This window comes from Halocalculus aciditolerans (assembly GCF_014647475.1).
GTDB classification, from domain to species: Archaea; Halobacteriota; Halobacteria; order Halobacteriales; family Halobacteriaceae; genus Halocalculus; species Halocalculus aciditolerans.
On sequence record NZ_BMPG01000005.1, the window covers coordinates 115,194 to 139,161 of the forward strand.

The following is a 23,968-nucleotide window of genomic DNA, read 5'->3' on the forward strand; positions in this document are numbered from 1 at the left end:
CAACCACCGCGGAGAACGCTCAACGACGTCGCATTCGTGGGTTTCACGGGGGCACTGCGCGCCCGCGACGCGTCGCGTACCGGTACGCGCCCGCGAGCGCCGCGTACGTCACCACGAACAGCGCCGCGAACGCCACCAGCAGCGTGTACGGCGGGTGCCCCACGAACACCGCGTTCACGACGACGACGTCGAGCAGCGTCGCGACTACCACCATCGCGGGCACGAGCGCCGACGCCGACCCAGGCATACGGTACCGTACAACACGAGTGGTGAAACGTCTTCTCCCCGCGCTCCGCGTCACTCCACGCGGTAGTACATCCCCTCGGACGCGGGCGCGGTCGCCTCGAACCCCCACCGCTCGTAGAAGCCGTCGACGTCCGCCATCAGATTCACGTACGCGGAGGGCGGCGCGGTCTCCTCCACGTACGCCATCAGGGCGTCCATCATCCGACTGCCGAGGCCCCGGCGCTGGTGGTCGGGGTGGACGGCCATATCGCAGAGGTGGTAGACGGAGCCGTCGTCGCCGACGATACGTCCCATGCCGACGACGTCACCGGTCGGTTCGTGGACGGCGGTGACGCCGTAGACGGTGTTCGGCAGGCCGCGCTCGACGGCCTCCACCGACCGCTCCGCCATCCCCGCCGCCTCGCGCAGCGCCACGAACGTCTCCGGCGTCGGCAACTCCTCTCGGACCGCGTACTCGCTCATACTCGGGTCGGGGTCGCGGGCGGCGTTGAGCGTTCCGGTCGGCCGTGAGCCACGAGACCACCTACCGCGGATTCCGGCCGACGGCACCGCGGCCGAAGGGCGTATAGCGCACAGATTAGAACTATTCGTATGCAACAGCATCCGCCGCGACGGTCGCTCGACGAGGAGGTCGCCGAACACCGCGAGCCCGAAGCCGACGTCGACCCGATATTCGTCAACCGCTGGTCGGCGCGCGCGATGACGGGCGAACCCCTCGACGAAGCCGACTACCGCCCGCTCTTCGAAGCCGCGCGCTGGGCTCCCTCCTCCCGGAACACCCAGCCGTGGCGGTTCGCGTACGCCGCGCGCGGCGACGACGAGTGGGAGACCTTCCGCGGGTTCGTGAACGAGTTCAACCGCTCGTGGGCCGACGACGCCGCCGTCCTCGCCGTGCTCTTCTCCGAGACCACGGACGACGAGGGCCGCTCGCTCGCCTCCAACTCCTTCGACGCCGGCGCGGCCTGGGAGAACCTCGCCTTAGAGGGGACGCGCCGCGGCCTCGTCGTCCACCCGATGGGCGGCTTCGACCACGAGGCCGCCGCCGCCGAACTGAACGCCCCCGACGACTACGACGTCGAAGTGATGGTCGCCATCGGCGAGCGCGCGCCGCCCGAGACGCTCCCCGACGACCTCAGCGACCGCGAACGCCCCAACGGCCGCAAACCCCTCGACGAAATCGTCACCCGCGGCTCCTTCTAAGCCCTTTAGTCGGGCTCCGCTCGACGCTCGCCTGACCCCGGCGTTGTCGCTCTCGTGGACGCGAAGCAATTGACCGTCGAGAATTCTGAGGATTCGGTGTCGGGGCGGTGGCGCGGTGGGGTGGGGTGCGGTCCGGACCGACTACTCGTCGAGCTTCTCGCGGAGCTTCTGATTGACGTCGCCGGGGTCGGCGCTCCCCTGCGTCTTCTGCATCACCTGGCCGACGAGGAAGTTCAACGCGCCGCCCTCACCAGCATGATAATCCTCGACCGCATCGGGGTTCTCCTCGATGGCCTCCTCGACGGCGGCCTCGACTTCGCCGCCGGAGGTCTTCCCGAGGTCTTCGGCGTCGACGACCTCGTCCGGCGTCATGTCGTCGTCGAGCATCCGGCGGAGCACGACCTCCTCGGCGTTCTTCGTCGTGATTTCGTCCTCGTCGACGAGTTCGATGAGGCGCGCGAAGTCGTCGAAGCGGTCTTCGACGTCCGCGATTTCGAGGTCGCGGTAGTTGAGTTCGCCGAGGATGGTGTCGGCGACCCACGCCGCCGCGAGGTCCGCGTCGAAGCGGTCCGTCATCTCCTCGAAGAAGTCCGCGACCGCCTTCCGGGAGGTGAGCTTCGACGCCGCCTCCGCGGAGAGCCCGTACTCCTCGCGGAAGCGCTCGCGGCGCGCGTCCGGGAGTTCGGGAATCTCGATGCGCTCCTTCCAGTCCGACACCTCCAGCGGCGGGATGTCCGCCTCCCGGAAGTACCGGTAGTCCTTCTCCTCTTCCTTCGACCGCATCGACACGGTGGAGCCGGAGGCCTCGTTCCACGCGCGCGTCTCCTGCTCGACGGCGCGGCCGCGCTTCAGGAGGTTCCGCTGTCTGCTAATCTCGAAGGAGAGCGCGTCCGCCGCCCCCTTGTGACTCGAGATGTTCTTCACCTCTGTTCTGTTCGCTTCCGCGAGCGCGTCCTCGCTCGGCCCGCCGTCGCCGTCGAACGCCTCCGCGTCCATCATCGAGATGTTCGCGTCCACGCGCAGACTCCCGTCCCGCGCCGAATCGTAGACGCCGAGGTATTCGAGGACTTCTTCGAGCTTCGCGAGGAACGCCCGCACTTCGGCGGGGTCGCGGAAGTCCGGCTTCGTGACGATCTCCATCAGCGGCGTCCCCGCGCGGTTGTAGTTCACGAGCGTGTGCGTCGCCGTCTCGATGCCGCCGCCGACGTGCTGGAGGCTCCCGGGGTCCTCCTCCAGGTGGGCGCGCTCCAGTTCGATGACGCGGCGCTCGTCCCGGTGCGAGATCTCGAGCTCGCCGCCCTGACAGATGGGGTCGTCGTACTGCGTGATCTGGAAGCCCTTCGGGAGGTCAGGGTAGAAGTAGTTCTTCCGGTGGAAGCGCGTGCGCTCGGGTATCTCCGAGTGGAGGGCCTTTCCGAGCTTGACGGCGGCTTCGACGGCGGCCTCGTTCAGCACGGGGAGCGCGCCCGGGAGGCCGAGGCAGGTGGGACAGGTGTGCGTGTTCGGCTCCGCGTCCTCGGTGTCCGTCGAACACCCGCAGAAGATCTTCGTGTCCGTCTCCAACTGGACGTGGACCTCCAGCCCGATGACCGCCCGGAGGTCACGTTCGGCGGCCTGCATACTCATTATCCGGCTTTCACCGGCGAGGCGCTTAGGGCTACCGAACGCGCTCGAACGCCGCCTCCGGTCTCGTCACTCGCCGAGTAGCTCGCCGGTCGTCGTGATCGTCGCGAACTCCCCCGACAACTGGGCGAGCGCCGTCTCGTGGACGAGGTCGGCGTCGAAGCGCTCGCCGTCCAGTTCGCGGTCGTGGGTCGCCGTCGCGTCGCGCGCGAGCAGGACGGTGTAGCCGCGGTTCTCGGCCATGCGGACCGTCGTCGAGACGCAGTGGTCGGTGGTGAGGCCGGCGACGACGAGCGTGTGGACGCCCCGTTCGTCGAGCCACTCGGCGAGACCAGTTCCGATGAACGCGCCGTTCACGCGCTTCACGAACTCGCGCTCGCGCGCGGAGCCGTCCGGCTCCAGGCCGTCGACGAACCGGAACCCCGGCTCGCCGCGCCTGAGGGGCGAATCGCGTTCTCGTGAGTCGTGGCGGACGTGCGCGACGGGTCGCTCGGCGTCCCGCCACGCGTCGAGCAGGTTGCGAGCGCGCCGTTCGGCGTCGGGGTTGTTCCGCTCGCCCCACCCGGGCTCCTCGAAGCCCCGCTGGAAGTCGACGAGGACGAGCGCGGCGTTCTCGAAGTCCCGCGTCACGTCTGCTCACCTCCGGCGACGGGGTCGAACGTCGCGGGGATCTTCGGGTGCTCTCTCGTGACGGTGATGGGGCAGTCGTCGGGGGCTTGGGCGTCGTCCTCGCGGAAGAGGTACTGCGGCCACTCGCGGTCGCCCTCGACGCCCCAGTCGCCGAGGTCGGCGTGCGGGCAGACGCCGTCGTACTCCACGAGGCGCTCCTGGATGACGTCGCGGGCGTGCTGGCCGGCGTCGGTGTCGGCGGTGATGCCGTCGAAGAGCGAGCGCGGCTGGAAGGTGATTTCGAGGCCGACCGGCGAGAACCGCGAGCGGTAGGTGTCGTAGAAGGGCGCGCGGCAGGTGGGGAACATGGGTTCGCCGGCGAAGCAGAACTCCCAGCGCTCGTCGTCGGGGTCGGTGGGGATGTCGGCGGGCCACGGTTCGGGGTCGTGGACGTGGAGGAACTGGAGGAGGTGCCAGAGGCGCTCGTGGTAGTCCGCCTCGGTCGTCGCGGTCTCGTCGGGGGCGAAGAAGACGACGAAGGAGGTCCGGGAGCCGTGCGCGTCGTAGCGGTCGAGGTAGTCGCAGAGCGCGTCGCGGAACGCGAGGAGCGCGTCCTTCTCCCGCATCGACGGGACGGCGGTGTAGAGCGGTTCGCCGGCCTCCACGGACTGCGTGCCGAAGTGGCAGGGGAACGGCGACCCGTCGTGTTCGCCGGTGACCGCGTCGCGGAACGTCCGCCAGTGCGCCGCGAGCCAGTCGGGGGCGTCGCCCGCGTCGACGCGCTCGGCTAGCTCAGCCTGCGTCATCACTCCCTGGAACTCCCCGTTCATACCTCGTGTTCGAGCGGCCAGCGCCATGGGCGTTTCTCTCCCGTCTCCCCCCGTTCACTCCTCGGCGGGGTCGAGGTCGAGGACGCCGGCGGTGACGAGGACGGAGAGAGCGAACGCGTAGACGGCGCAGGCGACGCCGACGGTGACGAAGGGGGCGGCGAGCAGGCGGGCGGTGTGGTAGCCGACGAACCCGCGGGTGACGCCCATCACGACGAACCCGCAGAGGGTGAAGACGAACGTCCCGACGGTGGCGACGAGGAAGCGCTTCTGCCGGTTCATCGCTCCGCCTCCACGCCGTCGCCGCCCGTCGACCACTCGCGGGACGCGGCCGGCGCGTTCGCCTCGCACTGCCGTGCTGACTCGGCCTGCGGCATACCTCGTCTTCGCGCCTCCGCGGGTAAATCGCCGTCGGTGCGCCCGAGGCTTCTTCCACTCGAAGGAGTATCGTACTTTTCGTCTGACGCGCGACTGCCACAGGCTTAATACGGGCTGACGTAGTCGTGTGGAGTATGTCGAGTGAGGTCGAGGACGAGCGGGTCGAGGAACTCGAAAAACGCGTTTCTGAGATGGAGGCGACGATTCGCGGGCTCACCGAGGAGCTCGTCGACGCGAACACGCGCATCCGGAAGCTCGAAGAGCGCGAAGGCATGCACGAGCCGATGGACCGGGTGGAACACCAGCAGGTCAGCCCGGACGGCCAGCCCGCAGCAGACGAGGAAGCGCCCGCCGGCGGCTGGGGCGAGGACGACGACGCGCAGCGGCAGGCGCGCTCGCAGATGGAGGAATCGAAGGGCGACGGAGCGGAAAGCTCTAAGGACGGCGACGCGAACGAAGAAGCAGAGAACGAGGACTCCGACCTCGGCGACGACATCATCGTCGCGTAAGGCGCGGGGTTCTCGGATTCGGGTTCCAGATGTATATCGACGAAATCGTTCTCGAGAATTTCAAGAGTTTCGGGCGGACGACCAGGATTCCCTTCTACGAGGACTTTACCACCATCAGCGGGCCGAACGGCAGCGGGAAGTCGAACATCATCGACGCGGTCCTCTTCGCGCTCGGCCTCGCGCGCACTCGGGGGATGCGCGCGGAGAAACTCACCGACCTCATCTACAACCCGAGTCACGACGACGCGGCCGAGGACGTCGGCCCCCGCGAGGCGAGCGTCGAAGTCATCCTGAACAACGAGGACCGGGCGCTGGAGCGGAGTCAGGTCGTGAACGCCGCCGGGAGCGACGACGTCGGCGACGTCGAATCCATCTCCGTGAAACGCCGCGTGAAACGCACGGAGGACAACTACTACTCCTACTACTACCTCAACGGCCGCTCCGTGAACCTCTCGGACGTCCAGGACCTGCTCGCGCAGGCCGGCGTGACGCCCGAGGGATACAACGTCGTGATGCAGGGCGACGTGACGGGAATCATCAATATGACGCCGTTCGAGCGCCGCGAGATCATCGACGAAATCGCGGGCGTCGCGGAGTTCGACGCGAAGAAGGCGGACGCCTTCGACGAACTCGACGTCGTCGAGGAGCGTATCGACGAGGCCGACCTCCGCATCGAGGAGAAACACGAGCGCCTCGACCAGCTCGAAGACGAGCGCGAGACCGCGCTCGAATACCAGGAGCTCCGCGAGGAGAAAGAAGACCACGAAGGCTACCTGAAGGCCGCGGAGCTGGAGGAGAAACACGACGAGCTCGACGACGTCGTCGCGAAGATCGAGCGCCGCGAGGACTCTCTCGACGCACTCGAGAGCGAACTCGACAGCCGCCGCGGGAAGGTCGAACGGCTCGAAGAGGAGCTCGACGAGCTGAACGCGGAGATCGAGCGGAAGGGCGAGGACGAACAGCTCGCCATCAAGCGCGAGATCGAGGAGGTGAAAGGCGAGATAAGCCGGCTCGAAGACCAAGTCGAGAGCGCGCGGGAGCGGATGGAGGACGCCGAAGCGAAACGCCGGCAGGCGTTCGTCGAAATCGACCGGAAACAGGAGCAAGTCGACGAACTCGAAGCGGACGTTCGCGAGCTCAAAGTCGAGAAGGCCTCGGTGAAGACGGAGATTCAGGAGCGCGAAGCCGACCTCGCGGAGGTGCAGGCGGAGATCGAGGCGACGGACACGGAGTTCGACGAGGTGAAGGAGGCGCTCGAGGAGGCGAAAGCGGAGTTGGAGGACGCGAAGGCGGAGCGGAACGACCTCCAGCGGGAGAAAGACCGACTGCTCGACGAGGCGCGCCGCCGGTCGAACGAGGTCTCGGAAGTGGAAGCCGAGATCGAGGAGTTAGCGGACGAACTCCCCGGATTCGACGACCGCCTCGACGACCTCGAATCCGAGCTGGAGAAGGCGCGGGAGAACGAGGAGAGCATCGAGGGCGTCGTCGCCGACCTGAAGGCGGAGAAGCGCGAGCGGCAGGCGGACCTCGACGACGTCGAGGACGAGCTGAAGGCGGCACAAGAGGAGTACGCGACGCTGGAGGCGAACACTGGTGATTCGGGTGGGAGTTCCTACGGCCGCGCGGTCTCCACGATTCTGAAAGCCGACATCGGCGGCGTGCACGGAACGGTCGCCCAACTCGGCGGCGTTTCGGGGAAGTACGCGACGGCGGTGGAGACGGCGGCGGGCGGGCGGATGGCGCAGGTCGTCGTGGACGACGACGGCGTCGGCGAGCACTGCATCGACTACCTCAAGTCGCGGAACGCGGGGCGGGCGACGTTCCTCCCGATTACGAAGATGCAGAACCGGAGTCTGCCGAAGACGCCGGACCTCCCTGGCGTGGTGGACTTCGCGTACAACCTCCTCGACTTCGACTCGCAGTACGCGTCGGTCTTCTCGTACGTGCTCGGCTCCACGCTCGTCGTGGAGGATATGTCGACGGCGCGTGAGCTGATGGGTGACTTCCGGCTCGTCACGCTGGACGGCGACCTCGTCGAGCAGTCCGGCGCGATGACCGGGGGGTCCGGCGGGGGCTCTCGCTACTCCTTCTCGAAGTCCGGGAAGGGCCAGCTCGAACGCGTCGCGGACCGCATCGCGGACCTGGAGGAAGAACGCCGAGAGGTCCGACAGGACGTCCGCGACATCGAGGACCGCCTCGAATCCGCGCGCGACCGGCAGGCCGACGCCGCCGACCAGGTGCGGAGCATCGAGTCCGACATCGAGGCCGTCGAGGCGGAGCGCGACGAGACGCGAGAGCGCATCGAGACGCTCGAAGACCGCCTCGACGAACTCGAAGCGGAGCGCGAGGACGTGAACGAGCGCATGACCGAACTCGACGCGGAGATCGACGCGGCGAGCGAGGACATCGCCGCGACCGAAGCCGAAATCGAGGAGTTAGAGAGCGAGCTCGCCGACTCCGACATCCCCGAGCTCACCGCGAAGAAAGAGGACGTCCAGTCGGAGATCGACGACCTCGAAGACCGCCTCGACGACTACGACGCGGAGTTGAACAGCGTCCAGCTGGAGAAGCAGTACGCCGAGGAAGCCGTCGAGGACCTCCACGACGACGTCGAGGACGCGCAGAACAAGCGAGCGGAGCTCGAAGAGCGGGTCGAGGAACTCGAAGCGGCCATCGAGGAGCAAGAAGCCCTCCTCGCGGAGAAGGAAGCGGAAGTCGAGGACTTAGAGGACGAGCTCGCGGACCTCAAAGCGGAACGCGAAGACCTCAAGGAAGACGTCGAGGCGGCGCAGGCGGCGTTCAGCGAGCAGCGGAGCGAGGTCGAGCGCGCGCAGAACACGCTCGACGCGCTCCGGGAGACGCGCGGCGACCTCGAAGCCGAAATCGGCGAGCTAGAGAGCGAGGTCGAGGCGTACGACCCCGAGGATATTCCGGACCTCGACACCGTCGAGGAGCGAATCGCGGAGCTGACGGCGAAGATGGAGGCCTTGGAGCCGGTGAACATGCTCGCCATCGACGAGTACGACGAGGTCGAAGCGGACCTCGACGACTTAGAGGGGAAGCGGGAGACGCTCGTCGAGGAGGCGGACGGCATCAGAGACCGCATCGACTCCTTCGAGGCGCAGAAGAAGCAGACGTTCATGGACGCCTACGACGCCATCAACGAGCACTTCGAGCGCATCTTCGAACGGCTCTCCGCCGGCTCCGGCGAACTCGTCCTCGAAGACCCCGAGGACCCGTTCGAGGGCGGCCTGACGATGAAGGCCCAGCCCGCCGACAAGCCCGTGCAGCGCCTCGACGCGATGAGCGGCGGGGAGAAATCCCTCACCGCGCTCGCGTTCATCTTCGCCATCCAGCGGCACAACCCCGCGCCGTTCTACGCGCTCGACGAGGTCGACGCCTTCCTCGACGCCGTGAACGCGGACAGAGTGGGAGAGCTCGTCGACGAACTCGCGAGCGACGCGCAGTTCATCGTCGTCAGCCACCGCTCGGCGATGCTCGACCGCTCCGAGCGCGCCATCGGCGTCACGATGCAGGAAGACAACGTCAGCGTGGTGACGGGAATCGACCTGTCCGGGCGGAACGAGGTCGCGGCCGATGACTGACGAGACACGAGCGAAGCGACGTGTCTCGAAGAACGCGAGCGGGGAACGAAGTGATCCGCGAGCGGACGAGGCGTGCGAGGAGGCGGTTTCGACGACGCACGCCTCGGAACCAGCGAGCGCTGCGCGTCTCGTCGCGGACGGCGGGCGGAATCCGGAGGACTCGTTCAGTCTCGCGGGCGACGGAGAGTCGTCGCTCGCGGCGGAGTTCCCCGGTGGCGAGGACGCGGAGCCCGAGTCGGGGACGCCGACGGATGAGGACGGCGAGGTGGAGCCGGTGGAGCTGCTCGTGCAGCTCGCGAAGGAGGGCGAGATCGAGCCGTGGGACATCGACATCGTCGAGGTGACGGACGCCTTCCTCGAACGGCTCGACGAGGCGGACCTGCGGACGTCGGGGCGGGCGTTGTTCTATGCGAGCGTGCTCCTGCGGATGAAGAGCGACGCGCTCCTCGAACGCCCGAGCGAGGACGAGGACGAACCGGAGCTCGAACCGTGGGAGGAGGGGTTCGAGCCCGAGGACGGCGGCGGGTTCGACCCGGTCGCTGGCCTCGAGTCGGAGATGGAGCGCCGCCTGGAACGCAAGCCCCAGCGCGGGTCGCCGGAGACGCTCGACGAACTCGTGCGGGACCTCCGAGAGGCCGAGCGCGGGTCGTGGTGGAAGGAGTCCCGGACGTACGACACGGACGGCTCGCCGCGCGGGTTCCAGCGGGGCGTGCAGGAGCTCGACTACCGCTCCGGCGACGACTTCCGGATGGACGACGAGCCGACGGAGGAAGAAGCGCTCGGCACCGCCCATCAGGAGGACATCGAGGAGACCATCGCGGACGTCGAAACCGCCCTCGACGACCAGTACGAGAAGGGCCGCGCCGAAGTGCTCTTCGAGGAAGTCGCGGGTACCGGCGGAAGCCGCGTGCAGACCTTCCTCGCCCTCCTCTTCCTCGCGCACCGCGGCGCGGTCCAGTTAGAGCAGGACGAGCTGTTCGGGGACCTGTGGGTGAAAGACGCGGTTCGGAAGGACGACGCGGTTCGGAAGGACGACGCGGTTCGGAACGACGACGCGGTTCGGAACGACGACGCGGTTCGGAACGACGACCGCAGGGAGGAGTGAGAACCGCGGAAAAGCGAACGGGGAGCGATAGCGACCCGTGAGCAGAGCGCAGGGAGGAGTGAGCACGGTCGGAACGAGTTCCTCCCTGCTCGCACTCACTGGCGTTCGCGCGAAAACCGCGGAAAAGCGAGCGGGAGCGAAGCGACACGCGAGCAGAGCGTAGGGAGGAGTGAGAACCACGCTGAGGCGAGCGGGAACGACCAGCGGGAGTGACACGCGAGCACTGTCGGAACGAGTTCCTCCCTGCTCGCACTCGCTATCGCTCGCGCGAGAACCGCGTAGAAGCGACCTGTGAGCCGGCGCGGCGAGGCGGGCGCGAGAGCGGTGGCTCGGGGGCGTGGCGTGGGGGAGAAGGGTGTGTGGGTGTGGGAGCGGACGCTGTGGCGGTTAGTCGAGCGGCATCCAGTCGCTGACGATGTCGGGGTCGTGGAGTCGCCAGCGTTGGCGGGTGTCGCCGTCGATGGTGGTTTCGACGTAGACGGTGGCGTCGAAGAGTGGTTCGAGGACGGCGACGGTGGGGTGTCCGGTGCCGGCGGCGGCGTGGTAGTGGCCCATGCCGTCGTGTTTGCGGACGAGGTTGGTGAGGCCGTGGATGAAGCGGAAGAGGGTTTGTTCGTCGGCGGCGTCGAAGAAGGGGTCGAGGGAGTCGACGCAGAGGCGGAGTTCGCCGGGGGCGGGGGTCTGGGGGGCGATGCGGTCGACGTGGTCGTGGACGGCGTCGAAGACGGTTTCGAGGTCGGTGAGGTCGTCGATGTCGCTGTACCAGGCGCTGCCGGGCTGGGTGTCGAGGCTGGGGCCGGCGGTCGCGGTGGCGGTGCCGCTGGTGGCGGCGACGGAGCGGGTGGTGGTTGCGGCGGTGGCGTCGGCGACGCCGAGGGCGTTCTGCGTGGTGCGTCGGGGTTCGTGGCGGGCGAGCACGTCGTCCACGTCGGTCGTGGTGGGGAGGTAGACGTGTCTGCGTTCGAGGTCGTGGCCGCCGAGGAGGTGGTCGCAGATGTCGGCGGCCCCGTTCGGGTCGTTGACGACGAGGACGTTGCACCCGTCGTCTTTGAGGGCTGCGAGGTGCCGGCTGAATTCGGCGGCGTCTGCAGTGTCCGTTCCCATCGGTCTGTTCGACAATCAGTGCCTACGCTATTTAGTTTTTGTGTCGTCAGCCCTGTATCTTATATGGCTACGCGTCGTCGAGGTAGTGGCCGACGAGGGGGTCGACGCGCTCTCGGGTCTCCTGCGGGATGGCGTCGACGGGCGTGTTGATGGTGCCGTCGAGCGCGTGCTCGCAGTCGCAGTCGCGCTCCTCGGGGAGCGTCTCGATGGCGTGCTCGACGGCCTGCTTGATGGCGGTCTCGTTCTTCGCGGCGTTCTCGAGGACTTCTTCGAGGGTGACTTCGCTGTCCCGCTTCCAGACGTCGTAGTCGGTGACGCCGGCGAGGGTCGCGTAGCACATCTCGGCTTCCCGCGCGAGCTTCGCCTCGGGGATGGCGGTCATGCCGACGACGTCCCACCCCTGGGATTTGTAGAACTCCGACTCGGCGCGCGTCGAGTACTGCGGGCCCTCGATGCAGACGTACGTCCCGCCCTCGGAGACGTCGGCGTCCGTCGCTTCTTCGGCCGATTCGGCGAGGTGGCTCGCCATGTGCGGGCAGTACGCGTCCGCGAACGGCATGTGGACGACGATGCCGTCGCCGAAGAACGTCGAATCGCGGTGTTTCGTGCGGTCGAACGTGCCGTCGGGGACGACGAGGGTTCCGGGTTCGAGCTCCTCTTTGAGGCTGCCGACGGCGTTCGACGCGAGGACGCGCTCGACGCCGAGTTCCTTCAGCGCGTAGATGTTCGCGCGGTACGGGAGGTTCGTCGGGTCGCGGCCGTGCTCGGGGCCGTGGCGCGGCAGGAACGCCACCTCGGTCCCTCCCTCGGCGGCTTCGCCGTCTCCGTTTCGAGACGTCTCCGACGTCTCGCCGTCCCCGAACTCGCCGACGGTGACGGGCGCGGAGGGTTCGCCGTAGGGCGTGTCGATTTCGACCTCGCGGACGTTGTCGAGGGGGAGGGCCTCGTAGATGCCGCTCCCGCCGATGAAGCCGATCATACCCGCGCTTCGCGGCCGCCCCCCATAGGTGGTGCGACTCGCCGTCGACGGGTATGGGAAATGCGAGCAGGGGTTCCGAGACGTTAAGACCGGAGGCGGTCTGAGACACTGATAGTGTCAAAACGCGCCAAGGGCGAACTCACCGAGGGCTCCCTGCTCAAGCCCACTCTCCGGTTGGCGTGGCCGCTCGTCGTCGTCCAACTCCTCCAAGTCGCCTACAACCTCGCCGACACCCTCTGGCTCGGCGCGTACTCCCCGGACGCGGTCGGCGCGCTCAGCCTCGCGTTCCCCGTCGTCTTCCTCCTCATCTCCATCGGCGGCGGCTTCACCGCCGCCGGCAGCATCCTCGTCGCCCAGTACACGGGCGCGGACAGAGACCGCGACGCCGGCGTCGTCGCCGGTCAGACCCTCTGGTTCGTCACGCTCCTCGCCGTCGTCATCGCCGTCCTCGGTCACTTCCTCGCCGGCCCCGCGCTCTCCCTCCTCCCCGCGGACCCCGCGACGAAGGCGCGCGTCATCCCGCTCGCCATCGAGTACATGCGGACGTACTTCATCGGCGTGCCCTTCATCTTCGGCTTCTTCATCTTCACAAGCCTCCTCCGCGGCTACGGCGACACCCGCACGCCGATGTACGTCATGCTCCTCACCGTCTTCTTGAACGTCGTCCTCGACCCCCTCCTCATCTTCGGCTGGGGCGGGTTCCCCGAACTCGGCGTCGAGGGCGCGGCGCTCGCCACTGTCGTCTCCCGCGTCGTCGCCGCCACCGTCGGCCTCGCCGTCCTCTTCGGCACGACGCGCGGCCCGACCGTCGGCCTCGCCGACCTCACTCCCGACGTCCCGGTCGTCCGGAACATCGTCCGCATCGGCACGCCGAGCGCCATCGAGCAGTCCGCGAGCTCTCTGGCGATGGTCGTCCTCACCGCGATGGTCGCGAGCTTCCCTCCCGCCGTCGTCGCCGCCTACGGCGTCGGCAACCGCCTCTCCTCGCTCGTCTTCCTTCCTGCACTCGGGCTGGGCCAGGCGACGAACACCGTGGTCGGCCAGAACCTCGGCGCGAAGAAGCCGGAGCGCGCCGAGCAAGCCGTGAAGATCACGGGCGGTATCGTCACCGCGACGATGCTCGCCGTCGGCGTCGTCGCCGCGCTCTTCCCGCACGTCATCGTCGCGCCGTTCGTCACCGCGGACGTCGCGGGCGCGGCCGCCACCCTCGGCCACGCCGCCGACTACCTCCGCGTCATGAGCGTCATGTTCGTCTTCACCGGCCTCCTTCAGGTCGTCCTCGGCGCGTTCCGCGGCGCGGGCGACACCCGCACGAGCATGCTCCTCTCCCTCCTCTCGCTCTGGGTCGTCCGCGTCCCCGCCACCTACGTCCTCGCCTTCGCTCTCGACTGGGGCGCGAACGGCCTCTGGTGGGCCGTCGCCGTCGGCGACATTCTCGGGTGTCTCGTCGCCGCGCTCTGGTTCACTCGCGGCACCTGGAAGAACGGCGTCGTCTCCGACCGGAGTCAGCCGGACGCCGCCGACTGAACTGAAGGCTTATCTTTCGACCCTCCCACCCTCCGGATATGTCGACGACCCGCGTCCGAACGGTCGAGCAGGCCGTCGCCGCCGCCGGCCTCGTCCTCGGCCTCGCCGTCACGATGGCGTACCTCACGTTCGAGAGCCTCACTGCCACCTTCACGGCCACGCTCCTCTCCTGGGTGCTCGTCGCCGCCGCGCTCGCGCTCGCCGTCGACGTCGTCGCCCGCTACGGCGCGCGGTCGTGGACGGTTCTCGCCGCGGTTCTCCTCGGGCTCGGCGCGCTCGCGCAGGCCGCCGTCAAACTCGCCACCGTCGGCGGCATCGCCGCGACCCTCCCCGCGCCCCTCTGGGGGCTCGGATTTTTAGTCGCGCTCCGCGGCGTCAGAGACGAAGCAGAATAGTCAGGCGTTCTCGCGCAGCAGCCACTGGTCGCCGCCGGCCTTCACGACGACGTCGCGCCGCACCATCTCCGCGAGCACCTCGTCTAGTCGGTCGGGCTGTGCGATCTCCATCTCGATGCGCTCGACGTCGTGGTACTCGGAGAGGAGGTGGCGGATCTCGGCCTTCGAGTACGGGCCGTCCCCGTCCGTCTCCATGACGCCGGAGATGACGTCGATCATGTCCTCGATGAAGTTCCAGGGGTAGACGACCCACGCCCACTGTTCGAGGCGCTCGCCGACGAAGTCGGGTTCGAACTCGCTCGTCTGGAGGAGCTGGAGGGTGGCGGTGCGGATGTCGCTCGCGCCGCGCTCCTCGACGTACTCCTGCGCGCGGCTGATGGAGCCGCCGGTGTCCGCGATGTCGTCGATGACGAGGACGTCCTTCCCCTCGACGCTCCCCTCCGGCATCGGATAGCGGACTTCGGGCTCGTCGCTCTTCTCGGCGGTGCCGACGTAGTGCTCCATCTTCAGGCTCGTCAGGTCGTTCATCCCGAGGAAGTCGCAGAGACAGCGGCCCGCGAACCAGCCGCCGCGCGCGAGCGCGACGATGACGTCCGGCTCGAAGTCCGAGCGTTTCACCTGGTTCGAGACGCCGCGACAGAGGCCGTAGATGTACTCCCAGTTCGTGATGGTACACTTGAAATCGTCCGGGAGGTCACTCATAGCGGGTAGTCACCGTTCGCCTAACCGTAGGCGACGACTAAGAACCCACGGGGTTCGCGCTACGAGCGGGCGGAACGGGGGTGTGGGGGAGTGGATGCACCCGTACGCACGCCGTGAAAAGTGGGCGCGCGCGGCATCCATCCCGGCGTTTCCACACCGACTCCTATGGGCTTTCCGGCCGAACAGGAAGCGTTTACCGGCTCTTGTCCCCCTCTCGCGGCGGGCGTCACGTCTAAACCCTCGCTCCACATTGCACGGGTATGAACGAGGAGTTCGAGACGCTCGACGTCGCGGTCGTCGACGCGTTCACCGACGAGCCGCTCGCGGGGAATCCGGCGGGCGTCGTCCTCGACGGCGACGGCCTCGCCGCCGACCAGATGCAGCGCATCGCCCGGGAGGTGAACGCGAGCGAGACCGCGTTCGTCCGCGAGAGCGACGACGCCGACCGCCGCCTCCGCTACTTCACGCCGACCGACGAAGTCGACCTCTGCGGGCACGCGACCATCGCCACGCACGCCCGCCTCTTCGAGGAAGGCGTCATCGACGCGGGAACGCACTCCATCGAGACGAACGTCGGCGTGCTCGACATCGACGTCGAGGACGACGGAACGGTCTGGATGACCCAGGAGCGCCCGGACGTCCGCGGGGTGGACGTGGAGTACGAGCGCGTCGCGGACGCCATCGACGTCGACGTCGCGGCGCTGGAGGACGTCGGCGCGGACCTCCCCGTCGCCCGCGCGACCACCGGTCTCCCCTTCCTCGTCGTCCCCGTGAACTTCCTCGAACACCTCGGCGCGGCGGCCCCGGACTTCGACGCCGTCGAGGCGCTCGCCGACGAGTTCGACTGCGCGGGCGTCTACGCCCTCACCTTCGACGCCGTCGGCGTCGACAGCACGCTCCACGGCCGCTGCTGGGTGCCCGGGCTCGGCATCGACGAAGACCCCGTCACGGGAACCGCGTCGGGCGCGGTCGGCGGCTACCTCGAACGGTTCGACGCCTTCGACGACTTCCCCGACGAACTCCGGTTCGAACAGGGCCACTACGTCGACCGCCCCGGCACCGTCCGCGTCCGCGTCGACGACCGCGCGCACGTCGCCGGCACCGCCGTCACCAGCATCGACGGCGACCTCATCATCCCCGAACCCGAGGCCGACGACATCCTCGAAGCCTGAGTCAGAAGCCGTCGCCGTCGTCCTGTTTCTTGAGGTCGCGAACCTCGCGGTTCACGGACTGGACGTCCTGTTGCATGTCGCTGAGGCGGTCGTCGACGACGCTGACGACCTCGCTCTTCACGCGCTGGGTGTCGAAGGCGTCGCCGAGCGCGTCCACGTGGGCGTTCGTGAGCGTGTGGTAGAGCGCCCACGCCTTCCCGAAGCGCCAGACGGCGACGCCGACGACGGCGAGAGCGAGCCCGGGGAGGCCGGCCGTCGTCGGAATCGGGACCGCGACCGACCCGGCGATAGTGGTGGTCGTGGCGTTCACCGCGCCGTAGCCGATGCCGGCGGCGACGAGGCCGACGCCGAGGAGGCCGAAGAGCGTCGTGAAGACGAAGTACTTGCCGGCGTGCACGAACGAGCGTTTGGAATCCATAGCGGGTGAAAGGTGGGCGGCGCGGTAAAACCTTCACGACGCGATTCGGTGGTACTCGGTTCCGAGTTACGCGAATACCGGAGATGACGACACACTTTAGGTACGCTCGTTTGTCCCATTAGCTAATGCCTGTCCGATGGCTGGAAGACGTTGACGCCGGTGACCTCGCTGACGTCGGTGGGAAAGGCGCGTCCCTGGGGGAGTTGACGGGCGCGGGCCTCCCCGTCCCGCCGGGGTTCGTCGTGACCGCCGGCACGTACCGCACCTTCATTCAGGACGCCGGCATCGAGGACGAACTCTTCGACGCCGTCGACGTGGACCCAGAGAACTCGGCGGCGCTCGCCGAGGCGGAAGCGACCGCGAAACAGCTCATCCTCGACACGCCGATGCCGGAGGGCCTCCGCGAGGAAATCCTCTCCTCGTACGACGAGTTCGGCGGCGACGACGAGGCGTTCGTGGCCGTCCGCTCCTCCGCGACCGCCGAGGACCTCCCGGACGCGAGTTTCGCCGGCCAGCAGGAGACCTTCCTCAACATCCGGCGTGACGAGCTCGTCGACCGCGTGAAACGCTGCTGGGCGAGCCTCTTCACCCAGCGCGCCATCTACTACCGCGAGCGCAAGGGCTTCGACCACTCCAAGGTGGACATCGCCGTCGTCGTCCAGCGCATGGTCGACGCCGAGAAGTCCGGCGTGATGTTCACGAGCCATCCCTCTACCGGCGCGCCGAAGGTCATCATCGAGTCCGCGTGGGGCCTCGGCGAGGCCGTCGTCTCCGGCTCCGTCAGCCCCGATAACTACGTCGTCGACCGCGAGAGCGGCGAGGTCGAGGACGTCACCGTCGCGGACAAGAAGGTGATGTGCGTGAAAGACCCCGAGACCGGGGAGACCACCGAGGTCTCGGTCCCGGACGAGAAGCGCACCGCGCGCGTCCTCGACGAGGCCGAAATCGACCAGCTCGTCGCGCTCGGCGAGCGCGTCGAGGAGCACTACGACTCGCCGCAGGACGTCGAGTGGGCCATCGTCGACGGCGACATCTACATGCTCCAGTCCCGCCCCATCACGACCATCGACAAGTCGAAGGGCGAGGGCGAGGACGGCGAGAGCGGCGACGGCGAGACGCTCGTGAGGGGCCTCGGCGCGAGCCCCGGCATCGTCTCCGGCGCGGTCCGCATCGTCACCCAGCTCGACCAGCTCGACAAAGTCGGGCAGGGCGACATCCTCGTGACGGAGATGACGACGCCGGACATGGTGCCGGCGATGAAGCGCGCGGCCGGCATCATCACGAACGAGGGCGGGATGACGAGTCACGCCGCCATCATCTCCCGCGAACTCGGCGTGCCCGCCGTCGTCGGCACCGGCGACGGGACGGACGTCCTCTTCGACGACCAGATCGTCACGCTCGACGGCGACCGCGGCCGCGTCACCGAGGGCCGCCAGTCCAGTCCGGACGAGGAGCGCGAACCCGTCGAGGAGGCGCGGCCGAAAACCCCCGTCAAGCCGATGACGGCGACGGAGGTGAAGGTGAACGTCTCCATCCCGGAAGCCGCCGAGCGCGCCGCCGCGACCGGCGCTGACGGCGTCGGCCTGCTCCGCATGGAGCACATGATTCTCTCGACGAACAAGACGCCGAAACACTACATCGAGAAACACGGCTCGCGCGCCTACATCGACGAAATCGTCTCCGGCGTCAGCACCGTCGCGGACGAGTTCTACCCGCGGCCCGTCCGCGTCCGCACGCTCGACGCCCCCACCGACGAGTTCCGGCAGATGGAGGGCGGCGAGGACGAACCCCACGAGCACAACCCGATGCTCGGCTACCGCGGCATCCGCCGCAGCCTCGAAGAGCCCGACGTCTTCGCGCACGAACTCGAAGCGTTCCAGCGGCTCTACGACATGGGGTACGACAACGTCGAGATCATGTTCCCGCTCGTGAACGACAAGACCGACGTCGACGCCGCCCGCGAGGCCCTCGAAGACGTCGGCATCGACCCCGAGAAACGCCACTGGGGCGTCATGGTCGAAACCCCGAGCTCCGCGCTCGTCATCGACGACATCATCGACGCCGGCATCGACTTCGCGTCCTTCGGCACGAACGACCTCACCCAGTACACGCTCGCCGTCGACCGGAACAACGAGCACGTCGCCGACCGCTTCGACGAACTCCACCCCTCGGTACTGAAGCTCATCGGCCAGACCATCGAGACCTGCCGCGAGCACGACGTCGAAACGAGCATCTGCGGGCAGGCCGGCTCGAAACCCGAGATGGTGCGCTTCCTCGTCGACGAAGGCATCAGCTCCATCAGCGCGAACATCGACGCCGTCCGCGACGTCCAACACGAAGTCAAACGCGTCGAACAGCGCCTCATCCTCGACTCCGTCCGGGAGTAACCCCTCGCGACCCACTCTCGCTTTTTCGCTCTCGGCTTCGACACCGCTAAACGCGCGCCAGCGGTGACTGTGGAATATGCAGCGGGACCCGCAGGACTTCGACCGGGTGCTCTCCTCGATGTGCACCGTGCCGCATCCGGCGGCGCGCGACGCCGCGATGCGCTTTCTCTCCGATAATCCCGGCGACCCCGCGACCTACCCCGTAATCGCCGAACTCGAAGACGACGTCGTCGCGATGCTCGGCGACATCGTCGGCCTCGACGACCCGCACGGCTACGTCGCGTCCGGCGGCACGGAGAGCAACATCCAGGCCGTCCGCGCCGCGCGGAACCTCGCCGACACCGATTCGCCGAACGTCGTCGCGCCCGAGAGCGCGCACTTCAGCTTCCCGAAGGCCGCCGAAGTCCTCGGGGTCGAACTCCGCACCGTCCCGACCGACGCTGACCACCGCGCGGACCTCGACGCCGTCGCGGCCGCCGTGGACGCCGACACCGCGATGGTCGTCGGCGTCGCCGGCACCACCGAGTTCGGCCGCGTCGACCCCGTCCCCGCGCTCGCCGACCTCGCCCGCGACGCCGACGCCCTCCTCCACGTCGACGCCGCCTGGGGCGGGTTTTATCTGCCCTTCACGCCCCACGAGTGGAGCTTCGCGCACGCCGACGTGGACACGATGACCGTCGACCCCCACAAGGTCGGGCGCGCGCCGGTTCCCGCCGGCGGCCTGCTCGCCCGCGACTCTCGCGTGCTCGACGCGCTCGCCGTCGCCACCCCCTATCTCGAAACGCGGAGTCAGGCGACGCTGAACGGCACGCGGAGCGGCGCGGGCGTCGCCGGCGCGCACGCCGCCATCGACGCCCAGTGGCCAACCGAGTACGAAGACACCTACGAGCGCCAGCAGGCGAACGCCGACTGGCTCGCCGCCGAACTCGACGCCCGCGGCTACCGCGTCACCGACCCCGTCCTCCCGCTCGTCGCCGCCGACATCCCCACCCGCGAGTTCGACGCGCTCCGCGACCGCGACTGGCGCATCTCCACCACCGCCGCCGGCGAAACCCGCTTCGTCCTCATGCCCCACGTCACCCGCGACACCCTCGCCCGCTTCCTCGACGACCTCGACACCGTCCGCGACTGACTCCCGCGCCCGCCTCGCCTGCTTCTGCTCTTGCTTCCAGCCCGCTTCTGCTCTCTCGCTCGGTCCCCCGAGCGTTCTCCGCGGCCGCTCGCGCTCGCGTCCGGGACGCTCGCTGGCGGAAGCCGAAACCGTTACCCGGAGTTGGCCCGCACTGTCTGGCGTGTTCACCCCGCTCGTCGAGTTCGGCTGGCTCGCCGACGCCGTGCGCACGGCGACCGGGCCGCTCGCCCTCGTCCTCATCGCCGTCTACTCCTTCCTCATCGCCGTCGTCCTCCCGCTCCCGAGCGAAGTCGTCCTCTACCCCGCGACCACCATGGACATCGGGCTCTCCTACCCCCTGACGCTCGCGCTCGTCATCCTCGTGAGCGGCGTCGGGAAGGCCGCCGGGAGCGTCGTCGCGCTCACACTCGGCCACACCGCCACCCACTCCGGCCCCGTCGTCACCGCCTGCCGCCGCCTCGGCTTCAACCCCGTCGAGTGGTCGCAGGCGCGCGCCGTCGAACTCGCGAGACGCTGGGGATACGTCGGCCTCGCCGCCGCCCTCTCCGTCCCCTTCTTCCCCGACACGCTCTCCATCTACGCGTTCAGCGTCCTCGAAGACGACTACCGGAAGTTCGCACTCGCCACGTTCGCCGGCTCCGTCGGCCGCCTCCTCGTCACCCTCGTCGTCTTCCACGGCGCGGCCATCGCAGTCTGAAACGCGACTGTAACGTTTTTGTCGCCGCGGCCCCTCCGTCGGGTCGTGACGCCGACGGCACGCGCACGCGCTCTGGTCCGCCGTATGCCGATGCGCTAGCGTGCCGTCCCAGCGGTGGCGCGCGCCCCTCGACGGCCCTCATACGGCCGCTCGGGCGCGTGAAACCCTGCTTCTCGCCCTGTTCCGTCTCCGACTACCCGAACTAGCCAGTATGCATCCGAATTCGAATCCGCGGGCTTTAGGCCCACACGGCGAGGCGTATCGAACATGAGTCACGAGGAACTCCCCACCGACAACCCCGCGGTGGTGACCTGTGGGTTGCCGTACGCGAACGGCGACCTCCACATCGGCCACCTGCGGACGTACGTGAGCGGCGACGTGCTCTCGCGGAGCCTGCGAACGCTCGGCCAGCAGACCGCGTTCGTCTCCGGGAGCGACATGCACGGCACGCCAATCGCGGTGAACGCCGAGAAGGAGGGCGTCAGCCCCGAGGCGTTCGCGCTCCGCCACCACGAGACGTACGAGGAGACGTTCCCGAAGTTCGACATCGACTTCGACAACTACGGGCACACGCACGACGAGACGAACGCGGAACTCACCCAGGAGTTCGTCCGCCAGTGGGAGGCGAACGACCACGTCTACGAACAGGAGATACAGGTCGCCTACGACCCCGAGGCCGACCAGTGGCTCCCCGACCGCTACGTCGAAGGCGAATGCCCGTACTGCGGCGAGCACGCGCGCGGCGACGAGTGCGACGAGGGCTGCCAGCGCCACCTCGAACCCGGCGACATCGTCGACCCCGTCTCCACGCTCACCGGGAACCCCGCCGAGTACCGCGAGCGCGAGCACAAGTTCCTCCGCCTCTCCGACTTCCAGGACTACCTCAACGGCTTCATCAACCGCCTGGAGGGGACGAGTAACGCGCAGAACCAGCCCCGCGAGTGGATCGAGGGCGACCTCCAGGACCTCTGCATCACGCGGGACATGGACTGGGGCATCGACTACCCCGGCGAGGGCGCGGAAGACCTCGTCCTCTACGTCTGGGTGGACGCCCCCATCGAGTACGTCTCCTCGACGAAGCAGTACACCGAGCGCGTCGGCACGGACGAGTACGACTGGGAGTCGGTCTGGAAGGACGGGGACTCCGAAATCATCCACGTCATCGGCCGCGACATCATCCAGCACCACACGGTCTTCTGGCCGTCGATGCTCAAGGGCGCGGGCTACAACGAGCCGCGCGCCGTCTGCGCCACCGGCTTCGTCAACCTCGACGGCAAGGCCTTCAGCACCTCCCGGAACCGCGCCATCTGGGCGGACGAATACTTAGCGGAGGGCTTCCACCCCGACCTCCTCCGGTACTACCTCGCCACCGCCTCCGGCTTCGAGCGCGACGTGAACTTCTCCTGGGAGCGCTTCCAGGAGCGCGTCAACAACGAACTCGCCGACGTCGTCGGGAACTTCGTCAACCGCGCGCTCCTCTTCGCCGCGCGGAACTTCGACGGCACGCCCGACGTCGAACTCACCGACGAGACCGAAGTCCGCATCGCCGAGGCGATGGACGACTACGAGGACGCCCTCAACGACTACGACATTCGGACTGCCGGCGAAGTCGCCGTCGCCCTCGCGCGCTACGGGAACGAGTACATCCAGAACGAAGAACCCTGGAAGCTCGACGACGACGAAGCCGCGCCCGTCATCCGCGACTGCGTCCAGCTCGTGAAAGCCGTCAGCGTCCTCCTCTCCCCCTTCACGCCCGAGAAAGCCGACGACGCCTGGAGCCTCCTGGCCGAGACAGGGAGCGTCGCGGACGCCACCATCGGCGACTGCCTCCAACCCACGCCCGAGACGTTCGACGAGCCCGACGGCGGCCTCTTCGAGAAGATCGACGACGACCGCGTCGACGAACTCAACGCCAAACTCGAAGCGCGCGTCGAAGCAACCGAAGCAGCCGAACCAGACGAAACCGAAGCCGAATCCGAGACGACAGAAGAAACCGACGCCGAGTCCGAGTCGGAGTCCGAGCAGTCCACCGGACCCGCCGACGTCGAACCCGTGAGCGACGACCGCATCAGCTTCGAGGACTTCCAGGACCTCGACCTCCGCGTCGGCCGCATCGAGAGCGCAGAAGGCATCGAGGGCGCGGACAAGCTCATGAAGCTCACCGTGGATATCGGCGTGGAGACCCGGCAGATCGTCGCCGGCCTGAAGCAGCTCCACGACGCCGCTGACCTCGAAGGCAAGCGCGTCGTCGTCGTCGCCAACCTCGAAGAAGCCGAACTCTTCGGCACGAAATCGAACGGCATGGTGCTCGCCGCCGGCGACGACGCCGACCTCCTCACCACCTACGAGGACGCCGAACCCGGCACCAAAATCAAGTAGTCGCCTACCAGAGGCCGAGCGTCTTCCCGACGCCGTACGCGAACTCACCGACCTCCACTGCGGTCCCCTTCACCGTACCGACGCCCGACACCTCGATCTCACCGTCGTCGTACGCGGCGAGCAGACTCCGCGTGGCGTCCTCCGAGTTCACCGCCTCACACAGCGTCGCCTCGCTCGTCGTCACGCGCAGCGTCGGCTCGACGCTTCCCTCCTCCACGCTCGTCACCTTCGCGTTCCCGTCCGTCGTCGCCGTGTAGACGATGTCCGTCCCCGTCACCGTCACCGCGACGCGCTCGTCCGCCAGCCGGTCAGCGAGGAACCCCGGTAGCTCGTCGGTGTTCGCGTTGTACGCCGACGCGAACGCCGAAATGTCCCCTTCCTCGACCGTTCCCACCGAGCAGTCAGCCGCCGCCGACCCCGGCGCGAGCGCCAACGCCACCACAGCCACCGCCACAACGAGCAATTTATGCGAAGCCATATCGCTCTAAACGCGCTCTACGAGGATGAACGTATCGTGCGCGGCGTGAGTGAAACTCCACCCTACCTCGAAGCCGCCGCCGACGCCGGAAAACCCTGTTAGGGTCCTGTTACTGGCCGCTCCCGCGCCCGAACGAGCCGGCTCGCGGTTCGTTCGGCCGCGCCGGCTCGCGGGCCACTCTGCTCCCCGCTCGCCTCGACGCGGTTCTCGGCCGTTCACTTCGCTCGACTTACGGCTCCCGCTGGTCACCGTTCGCTTCTACGCGGTTTTCGCGCGAACGCCAGTGAGTGCGAGCAGGGAGGAACTTGTTCCGACCGTGCTCACTCCTCCCTGCGGTCTGCTCACGGGTCGCGTTGCTCCCCGTTCGCTTTTCCGCGGTTTTCGCGCGAACGCCAGTGAGTGCGAGCAGGGAGGAACTTGTTCCGACCGTGCTCACTCCTCCCTGCGGTCTGCTCACGGGTCGCGTTGCTCCCCGTTCGCTTCTACGCGGTTCTCA

Annotated in this window: 22 protein-coding genes; 11 read left to right on the forward strand and 11 right to left on the reverse strand. The window is 68.1% G+C overall.

From position 1 onward, the window contains the following. Positions 1–43 precede the first annotated feature (43 nt). Complete coding sequence (locus IEY26_RS15495) at positions 44–247, reverse strand: hypothetical protein (protein WP_188980567.1); 204 nt, start codon at positions 245–247, stop codon at positions 44–46. A 50-nt stretch (positions 248–297) separates the two neighbouring features. After that, positions 298–708: a GNAT family N-acetyltransferase gene (locus IEY26_RS15500; RefSeq protein WP_188980569.1), complete on the reverse strand. Its 411-nt coding sequence runs from the start codon at positions 706–708 to the stop codon at positions 298–300. Positions 709–837: 129 nt separating this feature from the next. Here IEY26_RS15500 and IEY26_RS15505 point away from each other — a divergent pair, with 129 nt between their 5' ends. Further along, the gene (locus IEY26_RS15505) at positions 838–1,446 is read left to right on the forward strand and encodes a nitroreductase family protein (protein WP_188980571.1); all 609 of its coding nucleotides are present in this window, start codon (positions 838–840) and stop codon (positions 1,444–1,446) included. A gap of 141 nt (positions 1,447–1,587) precedes the next feature. Here IEY26_RS15505 and gatB read toward each other — a convergent pair whose 3' ends face one another. The 4 genes from gatB to IEY26_RS15525 form a co-directional block, all read right to left on the reverse strand. Beyond that, positions 1,588–3,072, reverse strand: coding sequence for an Asp-tRNA(Asn)/Glu-tRNA(Gln) amidotransferase subunit GatB (gatB, locus tag IEY26_RS15510; RefSeq protein WP_188980573.1), 1,485 nt, complete (start codon positions 3,070–3,072; stop codon positions 1,588–1,590). Positions 3,073–3,138: 66 nt separating this feature from the next. Beyond that, positions 3,139–3,699, reverse strand: a complete 561-nt coding sequence (locus IEY26_RS15515; protein ID WP_188980575.1) for a cysteine hydrolase family protein — start codon at positions 3,697–3,699, stop codon at positions 3,139–3,141. Then, entirely contained in the window at positions 3,696–4,508 is an 813-nt protein-coding gene (locus IEY26_RS15520; RefSeq protein ID WP_188980577.1) for a YqcI/YcgG family protein, read from the reverse strand. Before IEY26_RS15520 ends, IEY26_RS15515 begins: the two co-directional genes overlap by 4 nt. A gap of 54 nt (positions 4,509–4,562) precedes the next feature. Beyond that, positions 4,563–4,787: a hypothetical protein gene (locus IEY26_RS15525; protein WP_188980579.1), complete on the reverse strand. Its 225-nt coding sequence runs from the start codon at positions 4,785–4,787 to the stop codon at positions 4,563–4,565. Between the two features lie 230 nt (positions 4,788–5,017). Between IEY26_RS15525 and IEY26_RS15530 the strand changes: the two genes are divergently transcribed. The 3 genes from IEY26_RS15530 to IEY26_RS15540 are packed head-to-tail and all read left to right on the forward strand — an operon-like array spanning position 5,018 to position 10,102. Beyond that, on the forward strand, positions 5,018–5,392 hold the full coding sequence (locus tag IEY26_RS15530) for a DUF7518 family protein (RefSeq protein WP_188980581.1): 375 nt from the start codon (positions 5,018–5,020) through the stop codon (positions 5,390–5,392). 29 nt (positions 5,393–5,421) lie between these two features. After that, positions 5,422–8,997 carry a chromosome segregation protein SMC gene (gene smc / locus IEY26_RS15535; protein ID WP_188980583.1) on the forward strand — a complete coding sequence of 1,192 codons (3,576 nt, stop codon included), beginning with the start codon at positions 5,422–5,424 and terminating at the stop codon, positions 8,995–8,997. Beyond that, positions 8,990–10,102 (forward strand): segregation and condensation protein A, encoded by a 1,113-nt coding sequence (locus IEY26_RS15540; protein WP_188980585.1) that lies wholly within the window; start codon positions 8,990–8,992, stop codon positions 10,100–10,102. The genes smc and IEY26_RS15540 overlap by 8 nt, the downstream gene beginning before the upstream one ends. 387 nt (positions 10,103–10,489) lie before the next feature. On the opposite strand, the gene IEY26_RS15545 is transcribed toward IEY26_RS15540, so the two are convergent. After that, positions 10,490–11,206, reverse strand: a complete 717-nt coding sequence (locus IEY26_RS15545; protein ID WP_188980587.1) for a DUF7504 family protein — start codon at positions 11,204–11,206, stop codon at positions 10,490–10,492. Positions 11,207–11,273: 67 nt separating this feature from the next. After that, complete coding sequence (gene mtnP, locus IEY26_RS15550) at positions 11,274–12,185, reverse strand: S-methyl-5'-thioadenosine phosphorylase (RefSeq protein WP_188980589.1); 912 nt, start codon at positions 12,183–12,185, stop codon at positions 11,274–11,276. Positions 12,186–12,299: 114 nt separating this feature from the next. Between mtnP and IEY26_RS15555 the strand changes: the two genes are divergently transcribed. After that, the gene (locus IEY26_RS15555) at positions 12,300–13,712 is read left to right on the forward strand and encodes an MATE family efflux transporter (RefSeq protein ID WP_188980591.1); all 1,413 of its coding nucleotides are present in this window, start codon (positions 12,300–12,302) and stop codon (positions 13,710–13,712) included. A gap of 38 nt (positions 13,713–13,750) precedes the next feature. Continuing rightward, positions 13,751–14,107 (forward strand): hypothetical protein, encoded by a 357-nt coding sequence (locus IEY26_RS15560; RefSeq protein ID WP_188980593.1) that lies wholly within the window; start codon positions 13,751–13,753, stop codon positions 14,105–14,107. Here IEY26_RS15560 and IEY26_RS15565 read toward each other — a convergent pair whose 3' ends face one another. After that, positions 14,108–14,809, reverse strand: a complete 702-nt coding sequence (locus IEY26_RS15565; RefSeq protein ID WP_188980595.1) for a phosphoribosyltransferase — start codon at positions 14,807–14,809, stop codon at positions 14,108–14,110. A gap of 260 nt (positions 14,810–15,069) precedes the next feature. Between IEY26_RS15565 and IEY26_RS15570 the strand changes: the two genes are divergently transcribed. Continuing rightward, positions 15,070–15,981, forward strand: a complete 912-nt coding sequence (locus tag IEY26_RS15570; RefSeq protein WP_188980597.1) for a PhzF family phenazine biosynthesis protein — start codon at positions 15,070–15,072, stop codon at positions 15,979–15,981. Position 15,982: 1 nt separating this feature from the next. Here IEY26_RS15570 and IEY26_RS15575 read toward each other — a convergent pair whose 3' ends face one another. Further along, positions 15,983–16,399 (reverse strand): hypothetical protein, encoded by a 417-nt coding sequence (locus IEY26_RS15575; RefSeq protein ID WP_188980599.1) that lies wholly within the window; start codon positions 16,397–16,399, stop codon positions 15,983–15,985. A 125-nt stretch (positions 16,400–16,524) separates the two neighbouring features. On the opposite strand from IEY26_RS15575, the gene ppsA reads away from it, so the two are divergent. The 4 genes from ppsA (at position 16,525) to metG (ending at position 22,994) form a co-directional block, all read left to right on the forward strand. Beyond that, positions 16,525–18,786, forward strand: coding sequence for a pyruvate, water dikinase (gene ppsA, locus IEY26_RS15580; protein WP_188980601.1), 2,262 nt, complete (start codon positions 16,525–16,527; stop codon positions 18,784–18,786). A gap of 76 nt (positions 18,787–18,862) precedes the next feature. Next, entirely contained in the window at positions 18,863–19,918 is a 1,056-nt protein-coding gene (mfnA, locus tag IEY26_RS15585; RefSeq protein WP_188980603.1) for a tyrosine decarboxylase MfnA, read from the forward strand. Positions 19,919–20,078: 160 nt separating this feature from the next. Continuing rightward, entirely contained in the window at positions 20,079–20,615 is a 537-nt protein-coding gene (locus IEY26_RS15590) for a YqaA family protein (protein WP_229774167.1), read from the forward strand. Between the two features lie 267 nt (positions 20,616–20,882). Continuing rightward, positions 20,883–22,994 carry a methionine--tRNA ligase gene (metG, locus tag IEY26_RS15595; RefSeq protein WP_188980605.1) on the forward strand — a complete coding sequence of 704 codons (2,112 nt, stop codon included), beginning with the start codon at positions 20,883–20,885 and terminating at the stop codon, positions 22,992–22,994. Positions 22,995–22,998: 4 nt separating this feature from the next. Here the strand turns inward: metG and IEY26_RS15600 are convergent, their stop codons facing one another. Beyond that, on the reverse strand, positions 22,999–23,472 hold the full coding sequence (locus IEY26_RS15600) for a hypothetical protein (RefSeq protein WP_188980607.1): 474 nt from the start codon (positions 23,470–23,472) through the stop codon (positions 22,999–23,001). Between the last annotated feature and the right edge of the window lie 496 nt (positions 23,473–23,968).

Excerpts from the sequence above, each read along its gene's own strand:
- IEY26_RS15495 (WP_188980567.1), bottom strand. The coding sequence starts at position 247 with ATGCCTGGGTCGGCGTCGGCGCTCGTGCCCGCGATGGTGGTAGTCGCG.
- IEY26_RS15500 (WP_188980569.1), bottom strand. The coding sequence starts at position 708 with ATGAGCGAGTACGCGGTCCGAGAGGAGTTGCCGACGCCGGAGACGTTC.
- IEY26_RS15505 (WP_188980571.1), top strand. The coding sequence starts at position 838 with ATGCAACAGCATCCGCCGCGACGGTCGCTCGACGAGGAGGTCGCCGAA.
- gatB (WP_188980573.1), bottom strand. The coding sequence starts at position 3,072 with ATGAGTATGCAGGCCGCCGAACGTGACCTCCGGGCGGTCATCGGGCTG.
- IEY26_RS15520 (WP_188980577.1), bottom strand. The coding sequence starts at position 4,508 with ATGAACGGGGAGTTCCAGGGAGTGATGACGCAGGCTGAGCTAGCCGAG.
- IEY26_RS15525 (WP_188980579.1), bottom strand. The coding sequence starts at position 4,787 with ATGAACCGGCAGAAGCGCTTCCTCGTCGCCACCGTCGGGACGTTCGTC.
- IEY26_RS15530 (WP_188980581.1), top strand. The coding sequence starts at position 5,018 with ATGTCGAGTGAGGTCGAGGACGAGCGGGTCGAGGAACTCGAAAAACGC.
- smc (WP_188980583.1), top strand. The coding sequence starts at position 5,422 with ATGTATATCGACGAAATCGTTCTCGAGAATTTCAAGAGTTTCGGGCGG.
- IEY26_RS15540 (WP_188980585.1), top strand. The coding sequence starts at position 8,990 with ATGACTGACGAGACACGAGCGAAGCGACGTGTCTCGAAGAACGCGAGC.
- IEY26_RS15545 (WP_188980587.1), bottom strand. The coding sequence starts at position 11,206 with ATGGGAACGGACACTGCAGACGCCGCCGAATTCAGCCGGCACCTCGCA.
- mtnP (WP_188980589.1), bottom strand. The coding sequence starts at position 12,185 with ATGATCGGCTTCATCGGCGGGAGCGGCATCTACGAGGCCCTCCCCCTC.
- IEY26_RS15560 (WP_188980593.1), top strand. The coding sequence starts at position 13,751 with ATGTCGACGACCCGCGTCCGAACGGTCGAGCAGGCCGTCGCCGCCGCC.
- IEY26_RS15565 (WP_188980595.1), bottom strand. The coding sequence starts at position 14,809 with ATGAGTGACCTCCCGGACGATTTCAAGTGTACCATCACGAACTGGGAG.
- IEY26_RS15570 (WP_188980597.1), top strand. The coding sequence starts at position 15,070 with ATGAACGAGGAGTTCGAGACGCTCGACGTCGCGGTCGTCGACGCGTTC.
- IEY26_RS15575 (WP_188980599.1), bottom strand. The coding sequence starts at position 16,399 with ATGGATTCCAAACGCTCGTTCGTGCACGCCGGCAAGTACTTCGTCTTC.
- ppsA (WP_188980601.1), top strand. The coding sequence starts at position 16,525 with ATGCCTGTCCGATGGCTGGAAGACGTTGACGCCGGTGACCTCGCTGAC.
- mfnA (WP_188980603.1), top strand. The coding sequence starts at position 18,863 with ATGCAGCGGGACCCGCAGGACTTCGACCGGGTGCTCTCCTCGATGTGC.
- metG (WP_188980605.1), top strand. The coding sequence starts at position 20,883 with ATGAGTCACGAGGAACTCCCCACCGACAACCCCGCGGTGGTGACCTGT.
- IEY26_RS15600 (WP_188980607.1), bottom strand. The coding sequence starts at position 23,472 with ATGGCTTCGCATAAATTGCTCGTTGTGGCGGTGGCTGTGGTGGCGTTG.